Annotated in this window: 21 protein-coding genes and 1 pseudogene; 3 read left to right on the top strand and 19 right to left on the bottom strand. The window is 40.2% G+C overall.

All coding sequences use genetic code 11. From position 1 onward, the window contains the following. Positions 1-59 precede the first annotated feature (59 nt). The 19 genes from rsmI to rplM form a co-directional block, all read right to left on the bottom strand. Positions 60-899: a 16S rRNA (cytidine(1402)-2'-O)-methyltransferase gene (gene rsmI, locus F823_RS0107720; protein ID WP_002843436.1), complete on the bottom strand. Its 840-nt coding sequence runs from the start codon at positions 897-899 to the stop codon at positions 60-62. A 9-nt stretch (positions 900-908) separates the two neighbouring features. Then, positions 909-1,658 carry a tRNA1(Val) (adenine(37)-N6)-methyltransferase gene (locus F823_RS0107715; RefSeq protein ID WP_002846098.1) on the bottom strand — a complete coding sequence of 250 codons (750 nt, stop codon included), beginning with the start codon at positions 1,656-1,658 and terminating at the stop codon, positions 909-911. A gap of 8 nt (positions 1,659-1,666) precedes the next feature. Then, positions 1,667-2,566: a PSP1 domain-containing protein gene (locus F823_RS0107710; RefSeq protein ID WP_002843409.1), complete on the bottom strand. Its 900-nt coding sequence runs from the start codon at positions 2,564-2,566 to the stop codon at positions 1,667-1,669. Continuing rightward, complete coding sequence (locus tag F823_RS0107705) at positions 2,560-3,504, bottom strand: DNA polymerase III subunit (RefSeq protein ID WP_002843414.1); 945 nt, start codon at positions 3,502-3,504, stop codon at positions 2,560-2,562. Before F823_RS0107705 ends, F823_RS0107710 begins: the two co-directional genes overlap by 7 nt. Before the next feature lie 18 nt (positions 3,505-3,522). Next, complete coding sequence (locus F823_RS0107700) at positions 3,523-4,203, bottom strand: dTMP kinase (RefSeq protein WP_002843419.1); 681 nt, start codon at positions 4,201-4,203, stop codon at positions 3,523-3,525. Then, positions 4,203-5,789: an aminotransferase class I/II-fold pyridoxal phosphate-dependent enzyme gene (locus F823_RS0107695; protein WP_002846096.1), complete on the bottom strand. Its 1,587-nt coding sequence runs from the start codon at positions 5,787-5,789 to the stop codon at positions 4,203-4,205. Before F823_RS0107695 ends, F823_RS0107700 begins: the two co-directional genes overlap by 1 nt. Positions 5,790-6,372: 583 nt before the next feature. Further along, positions 6,373-6,795, bottom strand: a complete 423-nt coding sequence (locus F823_RS0107685; protein WP_002843421.1) for a type II toxin-antitoxin system PemK/MazF family toxin — start codon at positions 6,793-6,795, stop codon at positions 6,373-6,375. Positions 6,796-7,699: 904 nt separating this feature from the next. Next, positions 7,700-8,161 (bottom strand): AAA family ATPase, encoded by a 462-nt coding sequence (locus tag F823_RS10585; protein WP_002846088.1) that lies wholly within the window; start codon positions 8,159-8,161, stop codon positions 7,700-7,702. A 225-nt stretch (positions 8,162-8,386) separates the two neighbouring features. Beyond that, a complete protein-coding gene (locus F823_RS0107665) occupies positions 8,387-9,097 on the bottom strand; it encodes a succinate dehydrogenase/fumarate reductase iron-sulfur subunit (protein WP_002846085.1) in 711 nt (236 codons plus the stop codon). Next, positions 9,094-10,638 (bottom strand): FAD-dependent oxidoreductase, encoded by a 1,545-nt coding sequence (locus F823_RS0107660; RefSeq protein ID WP_002843439.1) that lies wholly within the window; start codon positions 10,636-10,638, stop codon positions 9,094-9,096. The genes F823_RS0107665 and F823_RS0107660 overlap by 4 nt, the downstream gene beginning before the upstream one ends. Then, complete coding sequence (locus F823_RS0107655; protein WP_002843426.1) at positions 10,635-11,174, bottom strand: hypothetical protein; 540 nt, start codon at positions 11,172-11,174, stop codon at positions 10,635-10,637. Before F823_RS0107655 ends, F823_RS0107660 begins: the two co-directional genes overlap by 4 nt. Positions 11,175-11,184: 10 nt before the next feature. Then, positions 11,185-11,703, bottom strand: coding sequence for a DUF6921 family protein (locus tag F823_RS0107650; protein ID WP_002846080.1), 519 nt, complete (start codon positions 11,701-11,703; stop codon positions 11,185-11,187). A 16-nt stretch (positions 11,704-11,719) separates the two neighbouring features. Beyond that, positions 11,720-14,074, bottom strand: coding sequence for a heavy metal translocating P-type ATPase (locus F823_RS0107645; protein WP_002846078.1), 2,355 nt, complete (start codon positions 14,072-14,074; stop codon positions 11,720-11,722). 59 nt (positions 14,075-14,133) lie between these two features. Next, a complete protein-coding gene (locus F823_RS0107640; protein ID WP_002846076.1) occupies positions 14,134-14,493 on the bottom strand; it encodes an ArsR/SmtB family transcription factor in 360 nt (119 codons plus the stop codon). Between the two features lie 240 nt (positions 14,494-14,733). Next, positions 14,734-15,078 carry a hypothetical protein gene (locus tag F823_RS0107635; protein ID WP_227214032.1) on the bottom strand — a complete coding sequence of 115 codons (345 nt, stop codon included), beginning with the start codon at positions 15,076-15,078 and terminating at the stop codon, positions 14,734-14,736. Between the two features lie 105 nt (positions 15,079-15,183). Next, a complete protein-coding gene (locus tag F823_RS0107630) occupies positions 15,184-15,936 on the bottom strand; it encodes an ATP-binding protein (protein ID WP_019595567.1) in 753 nt (250 codons plus the stop codon). After that, positions 15,933-16,505, bottom strand: a complete 573-nt coding sequence (locus tag F823_RS10580; RefSeq protein ID WP_002846070.1) for a BRO-N domain-containing protein — start codon at positions 16,503-16,505, stop codon at positions 15,933-15,935. Before F823_RS10580 ends, F823_RS0107630 begins: the two co-directional genes overlap by 4 nt. A 203-nt stretch (positions 16,506-16,708) precedes the next feature. After that, positions 16,709-17,101 (bottom strand): 30S ribosomal protein S9, encoded by a 393-nt coding sequence (gene rpsI, locus F823_RS0107620; protein ID WP_002843418.1) that lies wholly within the window; start codon positions 17,099-17,101, stop codon positions 16,709-16,711. Positions 17,102-17,125: 24 nt separating this feature from the next. Beyond that, positions 17,126-17,557: a 50S ribosomal protein L13 gene (gene rplM, locus F823_RS0107615; RefSeq protein ID WP_002843417.1), complete on the bottom strand. Its 432-nt coding sequence runs from the start codon at positions 17,555-17,557 to the stop codon at positions 17,126-17,128. A 492-nt stretch (positions 17,558-18,049) separates the two neighbouring features. Here rplM and cysK point away from each other — a divergent pair, with 492 nt between their 5' ends. The 3 genes and pseudogenes from cysK to F823_RS0107600 all read left to right on the top strand — a co-directional run. Beyond that, positions 18,050-18,937 (top strand): cysteine synthase A, encoded by an 888-nt coding sequence (cysK, locus tag F823_RS0107610; RefSeq protein ID WP_002846065.1) that lies wholly within the window; start codon positions 18,050-18,052, stop codon positions 18,935-18,937. A gap of 65 nt (positions 18,938-19,002) precedes the next feature. Continuing rightward, a complete protein-coding gene (gene epsC / locus F823_RS0107605; protein WP_002846064.1) occupies positions 19,003-19,599 on the top strand; it encodes a serine O-acetyltransferase EpsC in 597 nt (198 codons plus the stop codon). A gap of 150 nt (positions 19,600-19,749) precedes the next feature. Then, positions 19,750-20,030: pseudogene (locus tag F823_RS0107600) on the top strand (helix-turn-helix domain-containing protein); the annotation flags it as partial.

Below are 20,030 nucleotides of genomic sequence, written 5' to 3'. Positions count from 1 at the left end.
TTTTATTTTAATTTTATTACTTTAGTGAAGTATCATGTGAATTTATAGTATAAAGTACTTTAGAGATCTAAAACTTGCTTATATACATCGTCTTTCCTTAAACCTCTTTCCTTTGCAACGGTCTTTATAGCATCCTTCTTTGTAATATTATTTTCAATCAACTTTATAACATAGTCCCTATCAGACAGGTCTTCATACTCATTTAAACCTTCTTCCTTGCAAGGATTTGTGTTACCTTCAATAATTAATATATATTCACCTCTGGGATCATTTTCTTTGTAATAGGATATAGCCTCATCAATAGAACTTCTCATATAGTCTTCGTGCTTTTTGGTTAACTCCCTGCATAGGGATATTTTCCTATCACCTAAAATATCCAACATAAGCTTTAGGGTTTCTTTTAACCTATGTGGAGATTCGTATACTATCATAGTCCTGTACTCGTTTTTTATTTCCTCAAGTCTATTTTTCTTTTTCTTCTTATCCCTATCTAAAAAACCTTCAAATACAAACTTGTTGGTATCCATCCCAGACCCCACAAGAGCAATAACAAAGGCTGATGCTCCTGGCAACACTTCTACTTCTATACCTTCATCTATGCAAAGGCCGACCATATCAGCTCCAGGATCGGATATACCTGGCATACCAGCATCACTCACTAGGGCTATGTCAAGCCCGCTCTTTAACTTGTCTATAAGAACTGGTCCCTTTGAATTTTTGTTGTGCTCGTGGTAACTTGTAAGTGGTTTGGATATTTCAAAATGGTTTAGTAACTTGATACTGTGTCTTGTATCTTCTGCAGCTATCAAATCAACTGAATTTAAGACCTTCAAGGTCCTGTATGTTATATCATCTAAATTTCCTATTGGTGTTGGACATATATATAATTTTCCGCTCACTAACACCACCTACCTTTCTATAGAATCCTTTGAATATATGGCTAGGGTCTGGTCTGTATAAGAACCATCCTCATTATATATATACAAGGGTTCTAGCACCTTCACTTCTGGTTTGGCACATTTTACAAATTCTACCAATACTAGTTTGGGTGCCTTACCTATCTTTGAATGTACAAACTTCATTGTTTTAGGTTCAAGATTATGGTTTCTTGCATATACCATCATATCTACTAGCCTTAGCGTCCTGTTTATCATATACAATTTTCCATTTGGCTTTAGTATATCCTTAGACACCCTAAATATATCCTCAAGATCACACATGATACCATGCCTTGATATTGCCTTTTTATCATTTTCGTTTATTATTCCCTTGGAGTGCATATAGGGTGGATTGGATACCACTACATCTACAGTATTTTTTCCTATCAGGCTAGTAATATTATTGAGGTCTTCATTCAATATGCTGACCCTATCTTCAAGGTCATTTAGTTTCACAGATCTAGTAGCCATCTCCGCTACCTCTTCTTGAATCTCTACCCCTATTATTTTGTCAGCCCTACTCTTACCAGAAATTAAAACCGGTATAATACCAGTCCCTGTACCTAAATCTACTACCTTGCTTCCTCTTTTGACCTTAGAAAAATTTGCAAGCAGTACAGCGTCAATACCAAAACAAAAACCATCTGGATTCTGGATTAACCTTAACCCCTTACACTGGAGATCATCTATTCTTTCCTTATCCTTTAACTCTACTTTCATCTTCCACCTTATTTTTCTTTTTCAAGTCTCTTTAGTTCTTCCAAGGCTTCCTTATCTAGCTTTTCTTGGGCAGCCATAATCTTAGGGCAGTCCTTTTTTATAGCCTTTAGGAGTTTGTAGTCTCCCTCTGACAATACCCCCTGAGACTTGTCTTCATACTCTACCTTGATAGTTTCAAGAAGGTAGTTTGAGTCCACAACCTTGGCCTTCCTATCTGAGAATAGGTCCTTTACGATCGAACCTGGACTTGGAACCCTCTTTATTGCATCAGAATATCCTTCAGCCTCATACTTTAGACAACAGAATAATCTGCCGCATACTCCAGATATTTTGGCAGGATTCAAAGATAAACCTTGTTCCTTGGCCATCTTTATAGACACCGGCATAAACTCGCCTATCCAAGTAGAGCAGCAAAGAGGTCTGCCACATGGTCCAATCGAGTTAAGTATCTTGGCCTCATCCCTAACACCTATCTGTCTTAATTCTATCCTAGTCTTAAATATTGCAGCCAGGTCTTTTACTAGCTCTCTAAAGTCTATTCTTCCCTCTGCTGTAAAGTAGAATATAAGCTTGTTCCTATCAAATGTATACTCACAGTCAATCAAATACATATCAAGTTCATGCTTTTTGATCTTCTCTTCACATATAGAGAATGCTTCTTTTATCTTTTCCTTATTTTCTGTATAGTGTTGCTTGTCCTTTTGGTCAGCTATCCTGATAATTGGCTTTAGCTCACTCACCAAGTCTTCCTTGGCAACTGCCTTAGGCTCTATAACTATCATACCATACTCAAGACCCCTAGCTGTTTCAACTATGACATCTTGTCCTAATTTTATATCTATATCCACTGGATCAAAATAATATATCTTGCCAGCTGGCTTAAATCTTACTCCTACTATATTTACCATTTATTCACCACCTCAAATATATTAAGGGACATGGCCTGTATGCTGGTATTGTAGTTACAATTGGCATCCAACTTTGTATTGGTTGTATCTATTATGCTAATCAATCTAGCCAACTGACCCACACCCACAGCCTGTCCTATCTTCTTTATTATATTTACCCTGTCCTTATTTATCATCATCAGGTCTGAAAGCCCCTCCCTGTATAGGATGGTATCTCTTATGTATAGTGTCATCATCTCGAGTATTATGCCTATCTGATTTGAATAGTCTTTGAACATATCCAAAAACAGAGTAGACTCATATGATTTCTTGTCTACCAATGAGAGTATCAAGTAGTCTTCAACCAACTTTCTCATATCAGAAAACTCTTGTCTTTGGGCTATATCTATAGCCAAAGATGCGCTTCCTCTTGAGAATATCGCCGATACAGCTACCCTATCATGGTCTATCCCCTTATCTACCAATATTTTTTGTATATCATCTATCATCAAGGGCGAAAACCTGACATCCAAACACCTAGACCTAATTGTTTCAAGTAAGGCTTGTTCGTTTTTAGTTACAAGTATTATTATACCATAAGAAGATGGTTCTTCTAAAGTTTTTAAAAGGGCATTTTGAGCCTGATCAGTCATCTTTTCAGCCTCATCTATTATATATATCTTGTATTTTCCGTTTGGCTTGATAGATATGTCGGCCTTTAAATTCCTTATCTGGTCAATTTTTATTGATGATTCATTCTTTTTGGCCTCTATAAGCTTGAAATCCGGACTATTATCAGGACTTATACCCAAGAGCTGCCTTGAGAACTCCTTGGCTACAAGAAACTTGCCGACTCCACTTGGACCAGAAAATATATAGGCATTTGACATCCTATCAGACTCTATTAAATTTTTAAGTCTTTTTTTGACGGCCTCTTGTCCGTATATTCCTTCAAACATAAGGTCTAACCTTTCTATTTAAACTAGGGATTCTAAAACCCTAGAATATATATCTTCATTTATATCTTCTACAGACCTCATAGCCATACCATCAGTACAATCTATCTGGGTCCACTTGAACTTGTCTGCAACGTACTTGGAATTATCATAGGTCCTTGCCAAGTAGTCAAGGTCTCTTTCGTGTATATCTTTTTCATCCCCACTAGTGAACTTGTTTTTCCTATCCTCCATAAGTTTTGCACTTACTTTCAAAGGAACATCTAGGAAAAATACTCCATCCGGTCTAGGTATCTTGTATAGACCATATTCAAAATCATCCAACCAATCAAGAAATTTTTCCTTGTCGTCGGTCGAGTCCATTTTTGATGCCTGATGAACCATATTTGAAGTCGTATACCTATCAGCTAGGATGATACCGCCATTTAAATAGAAGTCTTCCCACCCCAATTTGTATGATGCATACCTATCTGCCGCATAAAAAGTAGATGCTATATAGGCGTCAACATCGTCTGCCTTATCGCCGAAATCTCCATTCAAATACATCTTTATTAGGGCTGATGAATCAGAATCATAGTTTGGGAACTCCACCTTCCTAACCCTGTATCCATCCTCTACCAATCTATCAAATAATTTTTTTGTCTGGGTAGCCTTACCTGAACCATCAGTGCCACTCTCTATTACAAATAGTTTTCCAGCCATTATCTCACTCCAATCTCTGCTTTACCACCTATTTTCAAGACCTTAATATTCTTAAAATCCCTACTCTCTATGCCATTTATGTCAATTTTTATATTTCTAGCCTTTTCTATATAGTCAATTACTTCCTGACTTACCTCTTCTCCCGGACCTATAAGGCATACACCCGGTGGATATGGTATCACAAATTCTCCACATATCCTGCCCAAAGAATCATCTATATCTATAGACTCGCTCTCCATATCAAAGGCCTGTCTAGGTCTAATCTTGGACTTGGGACTTACCCTTGGGAATTTAAGGTCTACCTTCTTACTATGGTAAAGAGACCTTATATCAGTGCTCCTAGATTCTCCTATTACCACCGCGCTGTCTTTGAAAAAGTCTACATTTGCACCGAATAATTTTCTATTAGAAAAATCCTTAAGGGCATTTAACATTATATCAAAATCCTTTTTTGTATTACCTATAGTGCAGAGCATTAAAATACCATTGTAGTTGGACATCTCAACCTGTATACTATATTCGTACCTTAAAATTTTGGCAAAATCATATCCATTGATTCCATTATCTATCGTATTAATAAATATCTTTGTAGGATCGTCAGTTGGATATATCTTGTATTTTTTGACGTTACGTTTAAATACATATATATTGTTCAAAAGAATGTCCATTAGTTCCTTGCCATGTCTATCATATATATCAAATGCCATTTCTAGACTCATCATCATAATGTAAGATGGGCTAGAAGACTGAAATATAGCGAGCGTCCTCTTCAACCTTGACCTATCTACCAAGTCAGATTGACAAAGCAAAATAGATGTCTGTGTGAATGCTGGCAAAGACTTGTGTATGCTCTGGATAACTATGTCAGCCCCATAACAAAGGGCAGAATTTGGCAACTTATCACTTAATCCAAAGTGGGCTCCGTGGGCCTCATCCACAATAACGACCATATTTTTTTCATGGGCTAGCTCTATTATTTCACCTATATCAAAGACCATACCATAATAACTAGGTCTAGTTATAAATATAGCCTTAGCGTCAGAATTTTGCTTGATGGCTTCCATATAACCCTCCCTACTAGCACCCTTAAATACACCGAAGTCTTCATCTATAATTTCATCCACGAATACTGGTTCAATATCGTTTAGCATACAGGTATTATAGGCAGAATGGTGACATGTCCTATTGATTATTATCTTATCACCAGACCTTAAAGAGGCACTTATTGCAGCCTCTATCCCTGATGTAGAACCGTTGACAAGATAAAAAAAATCTAAATCTTCATAAGACTGAACTCCTTTTAAAGATTTTGTGTCCTCTTTTATGTCATCTTTAGTCCCACCACAAAGAAGACCCTTTAAAATCACCCTTTTAGCCTCATTCTCGGACTCCAAAATTATACCACTAGCCTCATGTAGGTTGTCAGTACCTATAATTTCAGTAGTATCAAGACTATAGAACTCATTTATCTTGTCCTTATATCCCAGTTCTTGAAACAATCTACCATTTTTATGGCCTGGCATATGAAAAGATACAAGATCTTTTTCCTTTATTTCTTTAAGTCTATCGTAAATTGGTGTCTTCATATTTGTTACCTTCCTATTTTGCTGTATTTATCTATATTAAACCACTTTATATTATAGCATACTTAATGAATAATATATATTAAAGGATGTTTACAAATTATTTATTATGAGTCTCACTATTCTAACCTTCCCTCTAATATATTATTATATTGAATTTCCATTAATATTCCTTGTATGCTTTACCCTCTTGCCATCTTCATAGCGATAATAGCAGCGTTCCTTGGTGGTACGGGTTACGATATACTGCCATAATCTCTTGAATTGCGTATAGGACAACGGGTCTCCATCCCGGTTTGCAACCACATAATCCGATGTCGATGTCTTCTTCGCCTCTTTCAGACATTCCATAAGATTGTCCGGCAGAGGGACATTCCGATGCGCTGCCTTTGTTTTCAGCTCTGTCAGAATCACCGGACGATTATGCTCCGTATGCCAGGCTCTCCGAACGGTAAGGTACGGATCCTCGCAATCAAGATACACCTAATCCCATTGAAGTCCGAGGATTTCTTCTCTCCGCAATCCTGCGTACAGCCCCAGCATCACAAACACATACGGCGGCAAGCCGTAAATGGCATCCAGCAGCTTATCCATCGCCTTCTTCGCCATCCTTTCGGCATTTGCCCTGTCTTTTTTTCTCTGCCTGTTCCGGAATGTAATATCCAAGCTGAATCCTTACAGCTTCGTCAATCCCACGCATCTGACCCTTACTTACCCGCCCAAGATGGCGAATCACGCATATATTGTCGCAGGTGTCGAGCTGTTCTGCCAATACCATAGACGGTTTTGCCAGTCCCTTTGCTTTACGGAGAAAGAAATGCGTTGGCTGCTTTCGCTTCTTCTCAATTTTCGATGTCAGCGGAACAATCGTGATCGTCGGCGCATAATAATTGCCAACATCATTCTGAAGAACCACAACAGGACGAACACCGACCTGCTTTGATCCGACCGGAACACCGAGATTGGCGAGATATAAATCACCTCGCCGATAAACCCAGTTTTCTTTCATTTGCTGTTGTCTCCAATCTCCATACACTGATATGGATAAAGCCTGCCAGGTATCACGCTGAAACAGCACCCGGCAGTGCTTTCTGAAAATATGGTTTCTCTGTACTTTTTCTTATCACCCCAGAGATATAGGATTTCTCACAGGCGGCAGTGTGCTTCACTGCTCCATTGGAATTTAACCATCCCGCCTTCCTTATGGCCGGACCGCGAATTACGGAAGTATCATTGTCCCTGTCTGGCTTTAACACCGCCGCCGGTTGCAATCCGGCATTTGCTTCTGCGAAACCGCTATCGCCCCGATGGGCTTCATGGCGTGTAGTCGAAGGCTCGACCAAACAGGAATGTACCTGAAGAATGAGTATTCAGTTTTCAAGGGACATCCGGACTTTCGTCCTTACAAAGTAAGTTTAACAAGAATCCTCCGGTTTCGCGTGGGCCTCGTAGGCGCACTTTGGTTGTCCTTGCAGGACTACCTACGGTTCGTTTTGACTTTTCAGTGTTCTATACAGCCGGATTGGGGCAAAAAAATACCCCGTTGGTTTCCCAGCGAGGCATCAAAGATGATTCTATTCTGTTTTCTGTAAACTGGTACCCGTTTATCTCCTGGTGACCATTTGAGTCACGGCTAATGTATCAAAAAAGCAAAGCTCATCTCAGCAAATCAGACAAGCTGTATTCTCCTTTGGGGATATTTGCTGTTCTGCGATACCCTTTTATGGCTTTCACCAAGAGCTGTGGGTTACTGAAATACCGCTTCACAAAATCATACGACTTCACATCATGCATCCGAAGATTTGTTTTACAAAATTCGCTTGGTTTTTCCAGAACGCTTAAACTGATCATATGCTCCTTCCGCATGAATAATCAGCATTTCAATTTCTGGAGCAGTAATGACATTTACCTCGTCAATTTTCTGCTGTAATGCCATTACAGTTTCTTACAATACAAATTCCGTCATTTCGGTCATATTCATCCAGCAGTTCCGGATAATGCGTAGTGAAAATAAGCGTTCCGCCATTTTTGTTCAGTCGGCTGTCCATAAAGAAGCGCACTAAGGTCGTTACAATTTCCTTGTTGAAATGATTCTCTATTTCATCTACCAGAAGATAACCACCTGAATGAAGAACTTCCTTTACCATCGAGAATGTAATAATGCCCTTAATCGTACCAGAGGACAGATACTGCTCAAGGTCTGCCGCATTATTCAGGATAATCTCTTCTTCATCCTTAAACTTCAAGTGTATAAATGTTTTTCCCTCTGTCTGCTCAAAGCACAATTTCTCAATGGTCGGATCGAGAAATGCAATTACCTCCAATGGAATATCTTCGGTAAATGGAAGCACATTCACATTCGTATAGGAAAGCATACCTGAATTTCTGATTTTTGAAAAATTGGAAAACAGGCTCCTCTGGAAAACAATCGTTATTCAGAAGGGCCTGTTTGAGCTATCTGCTTTTGGGGAATTAGGGGGTCTATGGCGAGCGTTTTTGTGATTTTGGAGTCATTTAACCGTAAAGGGGCTGCTGCACTTGGACTTTTTTCCTTGTGCAACAGCCCCTTCATACATTCATTATAGCTTTTATCATCCATTTTATTTGCCCCAAACAACCGCTGCATTCGACCTTACAAGCAGTTCTTCCACAGGCAGACCAATCGGACAAATATCATGACAAGATAACGACTTCCCGCATCCCTCAAAATATTTCTTCTTATATTCAGCAGAAATCTCATTCAAATGAGTGCTTTCCTGTTCTTCATTCAGAATCCGAAATGCGTTGACTGCAGCAACAGCGCCTGCAAAAGTCCCATTTGCAGAGAAGTTAGGACACACTTCAAGGCAGCAGCCACACATCAGACAGCGTGCCGACTGGTATCTCGGTTCATGTGTCCACGAACTCATATGAGCTTCACTTTCAAGCCAAAGGTTCAGTTTTTTCAAATTTTCAAACAGATTTGACCGATCAACGATCAAATCTCTTACAAGCGGAAATTTGCTTAAAGGTTCCAAGGTAATTGTAGAACCTTTTAACGTATGTAGAAATGTAGAGCATGCCAGCCTCGGACGTTCGTTAATCAGCATGGCGCAAGCCCCACATTTTCGCACCATACAGCTACATTCCCAGCTGATGGGAGTAACTATATTCCCTGAGTTATCTTTCAAAGGGGTTCTACTGTTCAATTCCTTTAGAACAGTGGCAACAGAGCTGTTTCTGCTTCCGTCAAACTCAAATTCCTGCCAATAACTGTCTGCTTTCTGACTCTCCTGCCGCCTGATTCTTATTTTATATACCAAGTGAATCACCGCCTTTCTGGAACAGGTACAAAGGAAATCTGTATCTGCTTTCCATCAAATCTAGCTACCGTTGTTTTAAGGTAATCATCGTCATTGCTCTTCGGATAATCCTCCCGCCAGTGTGCACCACGGCTTTCTTTTCTTGCAAGAGCACTCTTTAGAACTGCCATGCCAAGCAATGGAAGATTTTCTGTCAGCGCTTGTACCGTTTGAATCCCATTTAACAACGTATTCTCATTTCTGACAACGCCCATAGTCTCCTGCATCACTTTGTTTAATTGCTTTATTTCTGAAATTTGGGACGCTGGTGGAAAATCTATCTGTGTCGCACAAGATAGATCTACTACATCTGCCTGTTCGCATGCTGATTTTGCCGCAACACGTCCTCCGTATAACGCTCCTAACAGAGAATTTCCACCAAGACGGTTGGCACCATGATATTGGGCACAGCATTCTCCGGCAGCGTAAAGATTCTGAATCGGCGTTCTGTGCTGCTCATCCACCAGAATGCCTCCCATAAAATAGTGAATTCCCGGTAAAACAGACACCGGTTCCTTTCGTATATCTTTATGCAGATAGGTCATACAATCGTCTGCCAGACCAGATAGCTTATTTGAAATAATCTCGTCCGATATTTCCGTCATGTCAAGAAATACCTCTGATTCATGGCTGACCTTCCATATCTCTCTGGCGGTAATATCTCGTGGCATCAGATTTCCAAGCTCCGGGTATTTTTCCTCCATGAAATACCATTGTTTTCCATCTTTCATAGCAAACAACCTGCCACCTTCCCCTCTGGCCGCCTCGCTGATGAGCATGCGTTTTCCACCACATTTCACAGTTGTCGGATGATACTGGATCATCTCGCCATTTGCCAGAGGAACACCAAGCCGGAACAATTCTGCGGTGACTTCTCCTGTATTGCTCAGCGAACCCGTTGTATTTCCAAACAATCCGTGCATACCACCGGTGGCAACAATAACCGCATCCCCCGGTAATTCCACAGTCTCCTGACTGTATTCATCCCTGATTACGCAGCCACAACAAATATTGTCACACAGACGAAGTGTTAGGAAAGAATGATGGCTGAACCGTTCTACCATACCAGATGCTTCTTTCCTGCGAACAGCGTCTATCATAGCTGTCATGATCTGTTTCCCGGTATCGCTCTGCGCAAAAGCAGTCCTTTTCTTTTTCTGCCCGCCAAAATTCCGCAGATCCACATCATCATAGCCGCTCATGTTAAATTGAACTCCAAGTTTTAACAGCCAGTGCACCAGCTCCGGTGCTGCCTGTGTCATTCCCCAAACTGCATTTGGGTCTGCCAGACCGCAAGCCGCCTTTATTGTATCTGTGAAATGTTCTTCGGGACTGTCGTTTTCATCTTTTGTATTCAAAGCTGCGTTGATACCGCCCTCCGCCATAACAGACTGCGCCCGCTCTGATGGAAAGGAGGAAACCAGTTTTACATTGCATCCATTTTCCGCTGCCTGCAAAGCCGCTGAAAGTCCTGCCAGTCCAGCACCTATAATAATAATTGTCTTACTCATAGATATCGCCACCTAACATAATAGAAAATAACTGCGCCCGCTATAAACAGAAGGAGCACCGAAAGAATCAAATAAATATCACCCCTTCGTTCTTTATAACTGATGATTCCCAGCGATACGAGCAATGGGCGGATATTGATAAAAATATGAACAAAGATTGCCGCCACGAACAAAAGCTGAGTTACCATCTTTACCGTTGTAAAAGGGAACAAAATATATGTCCCATTCTGCACCTTTCCAAACAAGCCAATATGGAAGAACAGCAGGATCAGTATTGCCAGCCCACTGGCTCGTCTCGCCCAGAATATGGCGTTCTGTTTCAGATACATTTTTCCGGATTGCTTCGCTGTCTGTAAACTCTGAACTGTCAGGATGACACCAATCACCGTATGCACAACAAGAATACCAACACCAATCCATGCAAGAAGTTTCCCTGCGCTACTTCCAACTCCGTTCAGCATAAAGCTTCCCATGATTCCATGAATCATAAAAATGAGAAGCATTAAAACAGACAAAATCGTATTCCATTTTCTCATAAATTCCCGCTCACCTCATTTCTTCGCTGTCCATGATCATATAGTCCATCTGTGTTAGCGTTGTAACGTCAATAAAATCATCCGATGCCAGGAATACATCATACTTTCCACTTACCACTCTTGATAGCATCATTGTGTCACTGTACTCTTTCAGATCTACGGAGAAACCGGCCTGTTTCAACCTGTCACAGAGTTTCTTAGCATAACTGACAAGCGGATAATCCGTCTCAGATACATATAATCGAAAACTAATGTCCGTTTTCATGAGATCTGTTTCATTTGTTTCCGAATCGCCCAGTGCCAATTCTTTTAATTTATTCCGGGTGTTCTCGTTGTCGAGACCATCTGACATCATATTAATACCGAGAACATAAGAGCCTTCCAACTGTGCGGCGGCTTGGGCAGCTTTTTTTGCTTTCGTTGTTGCTCCTGTGATTGCATCAATCATAGAGGGCGGTGAGTGCAAAAGTGCACCGAAACCTGCAAGAAAAACAATTGTAACTGCTAACAGAATCAGTTTTCGTTTCACATTCCCACCTCATTTCCTATTTTTTCAAAATTCTCATTGCGTTCAAAACAGCAATTATGGTAACGCCTACATCACCAAATACAGCTTCCCACATTCCCACAATACCAAGAGCGCCAAGAATCAGGAACACACTCTTAATCCCAAGAGCAATCACTATATTCTGCATGACAATCTGTTTTGTCGCTTTTGCTACTTCAATCGCGTCCACCAGCTTAGACGGTTCATCTGTCATCAGAACTACATCTGCTGCTTCAATGGCCGCATCCGAACCAAGCCCACCCATTGCAATACCAACATCTGCACGGGCAAGGACAGGAGCGTCATTGATACCATCACCAACAAAAGCCAATTTGCTTTCCGGTCTCTTTTTACCATCTAAAAGCTCAACCTTTTCCACTTTTTGGTCAGGAAGCAGCTGTGCATAATATTCATCCAACTGCAATTCTTCTGCAACAGACTTCCCAATTTTTTCATCATCACCGGTAAGCATGACTGTTTTTTCCACACCGATATGTTTCAAATCAGAAATTGCTTTTTTGCTGTCCGGCTTTACTTCATCTGTTATCAAAATGCATCCGGCATATTGACCATCTACTGCTACATAAACCTTTGTACCAACTTTTTCACAGGTTGTGTACTCTATACATTCTGTATCCATAAGTTTCGTATTGCCAGCAAAAACTTTCTTTTCCCCTGCCATTACACTGATTCCATATCCTGAAATTTCCTTATAATCAGAAATCACTGACTGATCCATTTCTTTTCCATAAGCAGCAAGAATGGATTTTGCAATAGGATGGTTAGAAAAACTCTCTGCCTGGGCCGCATACTCCAGAACCTGTTCTTTTGAAAATCCATTTGCAGGCAGAATATCAGTCACATTGAAAACACCCTTTGTAAGTGTTCCAGTTTTATCGAACACAATAATGCTGACATTATTAAGCGCCTCTAAATAATTACTTCCTTTTACAAGAACACCTCGTTTAGATGCCGCACCAATACCTCCGAAGAAAGTCAGCGGGATTGAAATGACCAATGCACATGGGCAAGATACCACAAGGAAAACAAATCCTCTGCGAATCCACTCTGTCCAACCTCCACCAAGAAGGATCGGTGGCAGAATTGCCAGAATAGCTGCTAAGATTACAACCACAGGCGTATAATAACGTGCAAATGTAGTAATAAAATTTTCTGTTGGTGCTTTTCGGCTTGACGCATTTTCCACAAGATCAATAATCTTTGAAGCCGTAGATTCACCAAATGCTTTTGTTGTCTTAATCATTAAGACACCCGTCTGATTCATACAACCGGAAAGTGCTTCGTCTCCTTTATGAACACTTCTCGGAACTGATTCTCCTGTTAAGGCCCTTGTATCCAGCATAGAATCTCCATCCAATACCACACCGTCTAATGGAATTTTTTCACCAGGCTTTACAATAATAATCTCACCAATGGAGACATTTTCTGGAGATATGGTAATCAATTCCCCATTTCTTCTTACTGTAGCAGAATCTGGACGTATATCCATTAAGTCTGATATAGATTTTCTGGAACGCTTAACAGCCAATGACTGAAAAAATTCACCTACCTGATAGAATAACATAACAGCAACTGCTTCTGGATATTCACCAATGACAAAAGCCCCAATCGTAGAAACACTCATCAAAAAATGTTCATCAAATACACGCCCCTTTGAAATGTTCCTCACAGCCTGCCATACAACATCTCCACCAAGAATAACATAAGAAACAATGAGAAAAGCTAACTCGATAGGCAGTGGCACTTTCGCAAAAACAGTCAATGCCATACCAATAGCATAGATTGCTGCACCAATCGCTAAACGAACTGTCAACTTCTTATCCTCATTGTTATAGGATTCATTGGCCTCCTGCTTTTTTTCCGGTATATAAGATTCCTGTACAATTTCAGAAACTTCCACATCGGGCTCATGGCTGTGGACAATCGTTTCAATCTGACTGGCTATTGTATTTGCGGCAACTGGAGCAACATTTATTGTAAGCGTTTGCCTCATCAGATTTACCACTGAGGATTGCACTCCATCCAACTCTCCGACTTCTTTTTCAATTTTTGCAGAACAATTCGGACAATCCAAGCCCTTTAACAAATAACTCTTTGTAACGGGGATAATTGTTTCTTCCTGAACCTCCACATCAGGCTCATGGCTGTGGACAATCGTTTCAATCTGACTGGCTATTGTATTTGCGGCAGCTGAATCAACATTGATTGTCAGCGTCTGCTTCATCAAATTCACAACTGAGGATTGTACTCCATCCAATTCTCCGACTTCTTTTTCAATTTTTGCGGAACAATTTGGACAGTCCAACCCTTTTAATAGAAATATGCGTTTCATGATAATCTCCTTATAATTTGTTTAGTTGTTCAATTACTCAACTATAATATTAAAAAATATTATCTCTGCCAAAGATGCTCAAATCCCTTGTCAATAATCTCTTTCACATGATCATCTGCCAGCGAGTAGTAAACTATCTGTGCTTCTTTACGGAATTTTACCAGATTCGCAAGGCGTAATGCCTTTAACTGATGCGAAATTGCAGATTTTGTTACCCCCAGTAGCACTGCAAGATCACATACACACATCTCACTCTGTTCTAGAGCGTGTAAGATTTGTACTCTAGTTCCATCTCCAAATAGCTTAAACAAAGAAGCCAACTGGATATAATCATCTTTTGGCTGCATCTTGGATTTCACATCATTCACAATATCCTCATGAATTACATCGCAATTACAAATATAAGACGTTTTTGGCATATATTCACCTCCAAATAATAATAGTTGAACAATTACTCAACTATTATTATACTTATTTTTAAATTCATGTCAATAAGCTTATGTTAGTTCCCCATAAATTTTACAATTAAAATCAGCTCTTTATTCTTTTCTTAATCTTTTTTCCCAGTATACCGTTTTGGCTTTCTTGTCACACTTCCATCTGCATGACGTTCCACATTATCTCTGCTTGTTCCGGAATGTAATATCCAAGCTGAATCCTTACAGCTTCATACAGTTTGCTGACGGTAGGGAAACAGTAACGTATTCCGGTTCTGTCAAGAGAAGATCATTCTGAATTTCTTTTTGAACCAACTCCGAATAATGATTGTGTTCAAACAAAACATCCAAAAGAATGTAGAATGGCCTGTTATTGATCGGTGAATCATAGGTGAACTTAAAATGCTTTTTTTCGATATTGTTCTTTCCAATCCGCTTCTGTTCCTCAACATCCTTAAAAGGAAAAATCTCCGATGCACGATCTAAATACTTATCCAAATCTGTCCCTGGCTCGGCAATAATATCAATATCTGTGGATAACCGACGCGGATGTTCCATCAGCAACATAAGACAGGCACAGCCAATGATAAGTCCTATGATGCAACCCATGATAACTTAGAGGATGACACCCATCAAGATATCCACCAAGTTAGCCACCAAGATTCTACGCCGTCAGCAGTTAGGGCTGTAAATCCGGGCGTATGCCACATCCTGCGGATTGCGGATTTCTGCAATTTTCAGATTGGTTGTGATAATGACCGGAAGCCCGGACTTATACCACTCATCAATGACAGCGTAGACCTGCTCCAGCGCATATTCGGTGCTGCGCTCAATTCCCAGATCATCCAGAATCAGCAAAGAATAGTTGGAAAACGAAGCGATATACCGGTATCGCTCTTCCGAATACATGGCACCCATCTGGTTCAGGATTTTGGAGAAGTTCATCATCAAAACCGGAATGCCCTGATCCAGCAGCGCATTTGCTATACATGCTGCCACAAAGGACTTTCCGGTTCCGACATCTCCCCATAACAAAAGGCCAAGGTTTTCAGCCTTGACCTTTTTCCACTGCTCCACATAGCGTTTTGCCATCTGGATGTCCTTGTTGTCTTCTGCAACGCCAAAATTCCATTCCAGAATATGCTTTTCCTGAATCCCAGTTGCTTTCAGCTGCCTGATTTTACGCTTCCGCTCCACCAGTTCATCCTGGCGTTTCTTTTCCGCCATCGCTTCCTGCTGGCATCTGCAAAGGCAGGGAACAATCTTGTCTCTGCCCCAGAGCTTTACCCTGCACTGCACCGGAGTATGACAGTTCCGGCAATACAGCAGCCCGTCCACGCCCTGGTATTCCTGCTGTCCAGGTTCTTTCGCTGTAAAAAGCGAATCCAACGCCGCATTCAATACTTCAGGCACCATGTCGCTCATAGGCTGTCTCCTTCCTCAAATGTGTAGTCTGCCTTGGGCTGTGCCGCATCCAGCTGTTTGCGGATACCCTCAAGCTGCTCCCTCTCGGCTACAAGCTCCTGTGCCAGGGTGTAGATGACCTCCGGATGCTGAATCACCTGATCCAAAATGGAATCGCTCATATACACACCATGCTTTCGGATGGACGGGAGAACTTCATCAAACACCCAGTGTTCAAATCGTTCTGCCGATGGCAGCTTGCTGTGAACGATCAGCCGGTAAACATCGCCTTCTGTGATAAAGGCGATTTCAACGACCTGCTCTCCAGCATCCCCATACTGATTCACCTTCTGAACGACCCCCTCGCGTTTCGTTAGGGGGCCTCTGCAATGGCGTTTCACTGCGACGTAGGGATTTACATACCCCAACGCTTTCGCCACGTCACTTGCACAGAAGAATGTCTTGCCCGCCTCCTGCAACACGCGGATCGAACCAAACTCCTGGTTCTCGAACACCTCCGTCATCTGCCTCGACTGTCCGCCATGACTGCCCACATCGGTGTCATGGGTCATCTGATTGAAATCCGTCATACCTGTTACCTCCTACTCAAATTTGTCTCGCCGGATTTCGGGCGAAAAAAATAGGCCGTAAACCCATGGTAAACCCATCAAAATGGGCTAATTTGAAGTCAAATTTCCTCAAATTTTACCATCGGAATCAGGTGATTTTAGGCATAGAAAAAGCCCGGAAAATGTCGTATTTCCGGGCTTTTTTAGCATTATTAAGCTGTAGATTATCTCTTGCTGAACTGTGGTGCTCTTCTGGCAGCCTTTAGTCCGTACTTCTTTCTTTCCTTCATTCTAGAGTCTCTAGTTAGGAATCCTTCAGCCTTAAGAGCTGGTCTAAGATCTTCGTCAGCCTTTAATAAAGCTCTTGAAAGACCCTGTCTGATAGCACCAGCCTGACCAGTGTATCCGCCGCCTTCAACCTTAACTATAACGTCATACTTGTTTTCGTTACCAGTTAAAACTAGAGGCTGCTTAACATCTCTTATTAGAGTTTCATAGTTGAAGTATTCTCCAAGATCTCTTCCATTTACCTTTATATTACCTTCTCCAGCTACAAGTCTAACTCTAGCTACAGAATGTTTTCTTCTTCCTGTTCCGTAATATTGTACATTAGCCATTAATTAAATCCTCCTCTCGATATCCTACTTAAAGTTTAATTCCTGTGGGTTCTGTGCTGCATGTGGATGTTCAGCACCTCTGTATACTCTTAGTCTAGTCATCATTCTATCTCTAAGTTTGTTCTTTGGAAGCATGCCGCTAACTGCGTGTGCCACAACTTCTTCCGGCTTTTTCTCCATCATTTCCTTATAAGATATTTCCTTTAACCCACCTACATAACCTGTATGATATCTGTAGAATTTCTGAGTAAGCTTCTTACCTGTTAGTACTACCTTTTCAGCATTTACTACTACAACAAAATCTCCACCATCAACGTGTGGTGTAAATGTTGGCTTATTCTTTCCTCTTAATATTGTTGCTATTTCAGTAGCAATACGACCTAAAGTTTTACCTTCAGCATCAACTATATACCAGTCTCTCTTCACTTCAGCTGGCTTAGCTATATAACTCTTCATAAAGACCCTCCTTAACTTTTCACATTTATGTTTTTCTTTGAATATATGTAAAGTCCGGGGCATAGTGGACTTATTAACGCATTCTTATATATTTTACATCCATAAGGTCTAAAAGTCAATAACTTTATCCTATTTTTTCAATTAATATTATTTGCATAACTTTTTATTTTAGTGTTGACATTGTTAGTCTAGTAATATACAATGAATTTAAATCCTAGTATTTTACTCGGGTTTAATAAAGACAAGGAGACGACGTAAAATGAGAAATATTAAGAAAAAAATCGAATACTCAAATTCATACGGAGGAGTCTCTTCTTGTTGCTGTTGTTGCTGCCCAAGTGTATAAGTAGATAAATCTAGGCTAGACCACTTCTTTATTGTCAATATTGACAAAATCTAGGTGGTATAAATTTTTAGCCAATCGGACAACAATGATAGTAAAACAAGGGGTTTTTACTAAACTAGCATGTAAAAGACAAGGAGAATATAATAATGAAATCAAATGTAATAGATTTAATAGGAAACACACCAATAGTAAACATATCAAAAATTAATAAGAACATTTTTGTTAAACTTGAAAATAAGAATCCCGGTGGTTCTATAAAGGACCGTGCCGTTCTTGGAATGTTTTTAGGAATGGAAAAAAGAGGTCAGATAGGTCCTGGAGACAAGATTGTAGAAGCAACAAGTGGCAACACAGGTATAGCCACTGCTATGATAGGCAGGAGCAAGGGCTATGGTGTAACAATCATCATGCCTGATACAATGAGTCTTGAGAGGCGTTCTCTAATCAAGGCCTATGGAGCTGAGTTGATACTTACTCCCGGATCTTTAGGTATGCAGGGGACTATCGACAAGATGAATGAACTTCTTGCTACAGGCGACTACAAGGCCCTAGGTCAATTTGACAACAAGGACAATCCCGATTTTCACTACAAGACTACAGGACCTGAAATCTACAATGATATCAATGATGTCGATATATTTGTAGCAGGTGTAGGTACTGGTGGAACAATATCTGGTATTGGTAGATACTTAAAGGAAAAAAATCCATCTGTAAAGATAGTAGCCGTTGAACCTGAAACATCACCAATGCTGACACATGGAACTGCTGGACCTCATAAGATTCAAGGAATAGGAGCTAATTTTGTGCCTAAAAATTATGCAGCTGACATAATAGATGAGGTAATACTTATCTCTAATGAAGAGGCCTTCGATGCTGTTAGAGAACTTGGTAGCAAGGAAGGTATCCTACTTGGTATATCTTCTGGGGCAAATATCGCCGCTGCTAAAAAGTTGGCAGAAAAATATCCAGATAAGCAGATAGTTACAGTAGCCCCAGACGGAGCTGAAAAGTATATGTCAATGGAGATATTTTAATTAAGAGTTAGGAGTTTAAGAGTTAAGAGTTTATTAGTTTTTATTATGTTTGACGAGGTGTAAAAATGAAGTTAATAAAGAATATAGACTTTATATTGGAAAATGATGCCGCTGTTATGGGTGATGGTATAAAGTTTTTTTCTAGACTAAAGGTATTTATCATATATCCATGTGTACACGCATTGATAGGACATTCTATTTCGCATCCACTGCACAAGGCTGGATTTAAATTTATAGCTAGGTTTATATCCCAAGTGTTTAGGTTTTTCACTGGCATAGAGATCCATCCAGGTGCACAAATTGGTCACAGTATATTTATTGACCATGGTATGGGAGTTGTCATAGGTGAAACAGCCGAAGTTGGTAATAGGGTTGTCATATACCATGGAGTAACTCTTGGTGGTACAGGCCACCACACTGGCAAGAGGCATCCTACTATAGGTAACGATGTGTTCATAGGAACTGGTGCCAAAATACTAGGTCCCATTACAATAGGAGACCACACAAAAATCGGAGCAAATTCCGTTGTCCTAAAGGATATGCCAGAAGGGGCTACAATAGTAGGTATACCGGGTAAAGTAGTAAAAATAACACCGGTAACAGACCAAACATCTGACACTGCTGCTATAGACGACGCCTTTAAAATAGAATACAATATTTAGTAAGTAAATTTAGGTGGTTTATCAAGCCATTTAGACCAACCTAACAGTTATTATAAATTAGCAATCAACAAATTCGATAAATATATTAAGAAGCAGGCGTTTTTGATATGTACCCTCTTTACTGGACAAACCAGTAAGGAGGGTATTTTTATGCGATATAGTTATGAATTCAAAAAAGAATGCGTAGAACTATACAAACAAGGAAAGTGGATGGAAACACCAGAAGGTGTTAAACCTCGTACGTTTAGAGACAAAATTAGATATTGGAGCAAACTTGTAGATTTTCATGGAGAAGAAATCCTTAAACACAATGAACAGAATAAAAAGTGGAGTGCAGAAGAAAAGTTTAAGCTTGTATCAAAAGTATTAGCAGGAAATTCTTACGAAGAAACAGCACTTAAATCTGGAATAAATACAAATATTCTTTATCA

Origin of the sequence: Peptostreptococcus anaerobius VPI 4330 = DSM 2949, from assembly GCF_000381525.1 — a bacterium.
Lineage (GTDB): Bacteria > Bacillota > Clostridia > Peptostreptococcales > Peptostreptococcaceae > Peptostreptococcus > Peptostreptococcus anaerobius.
This window is presented reverse-complemented; position numbering and strand designations above follow the sequence as displayed.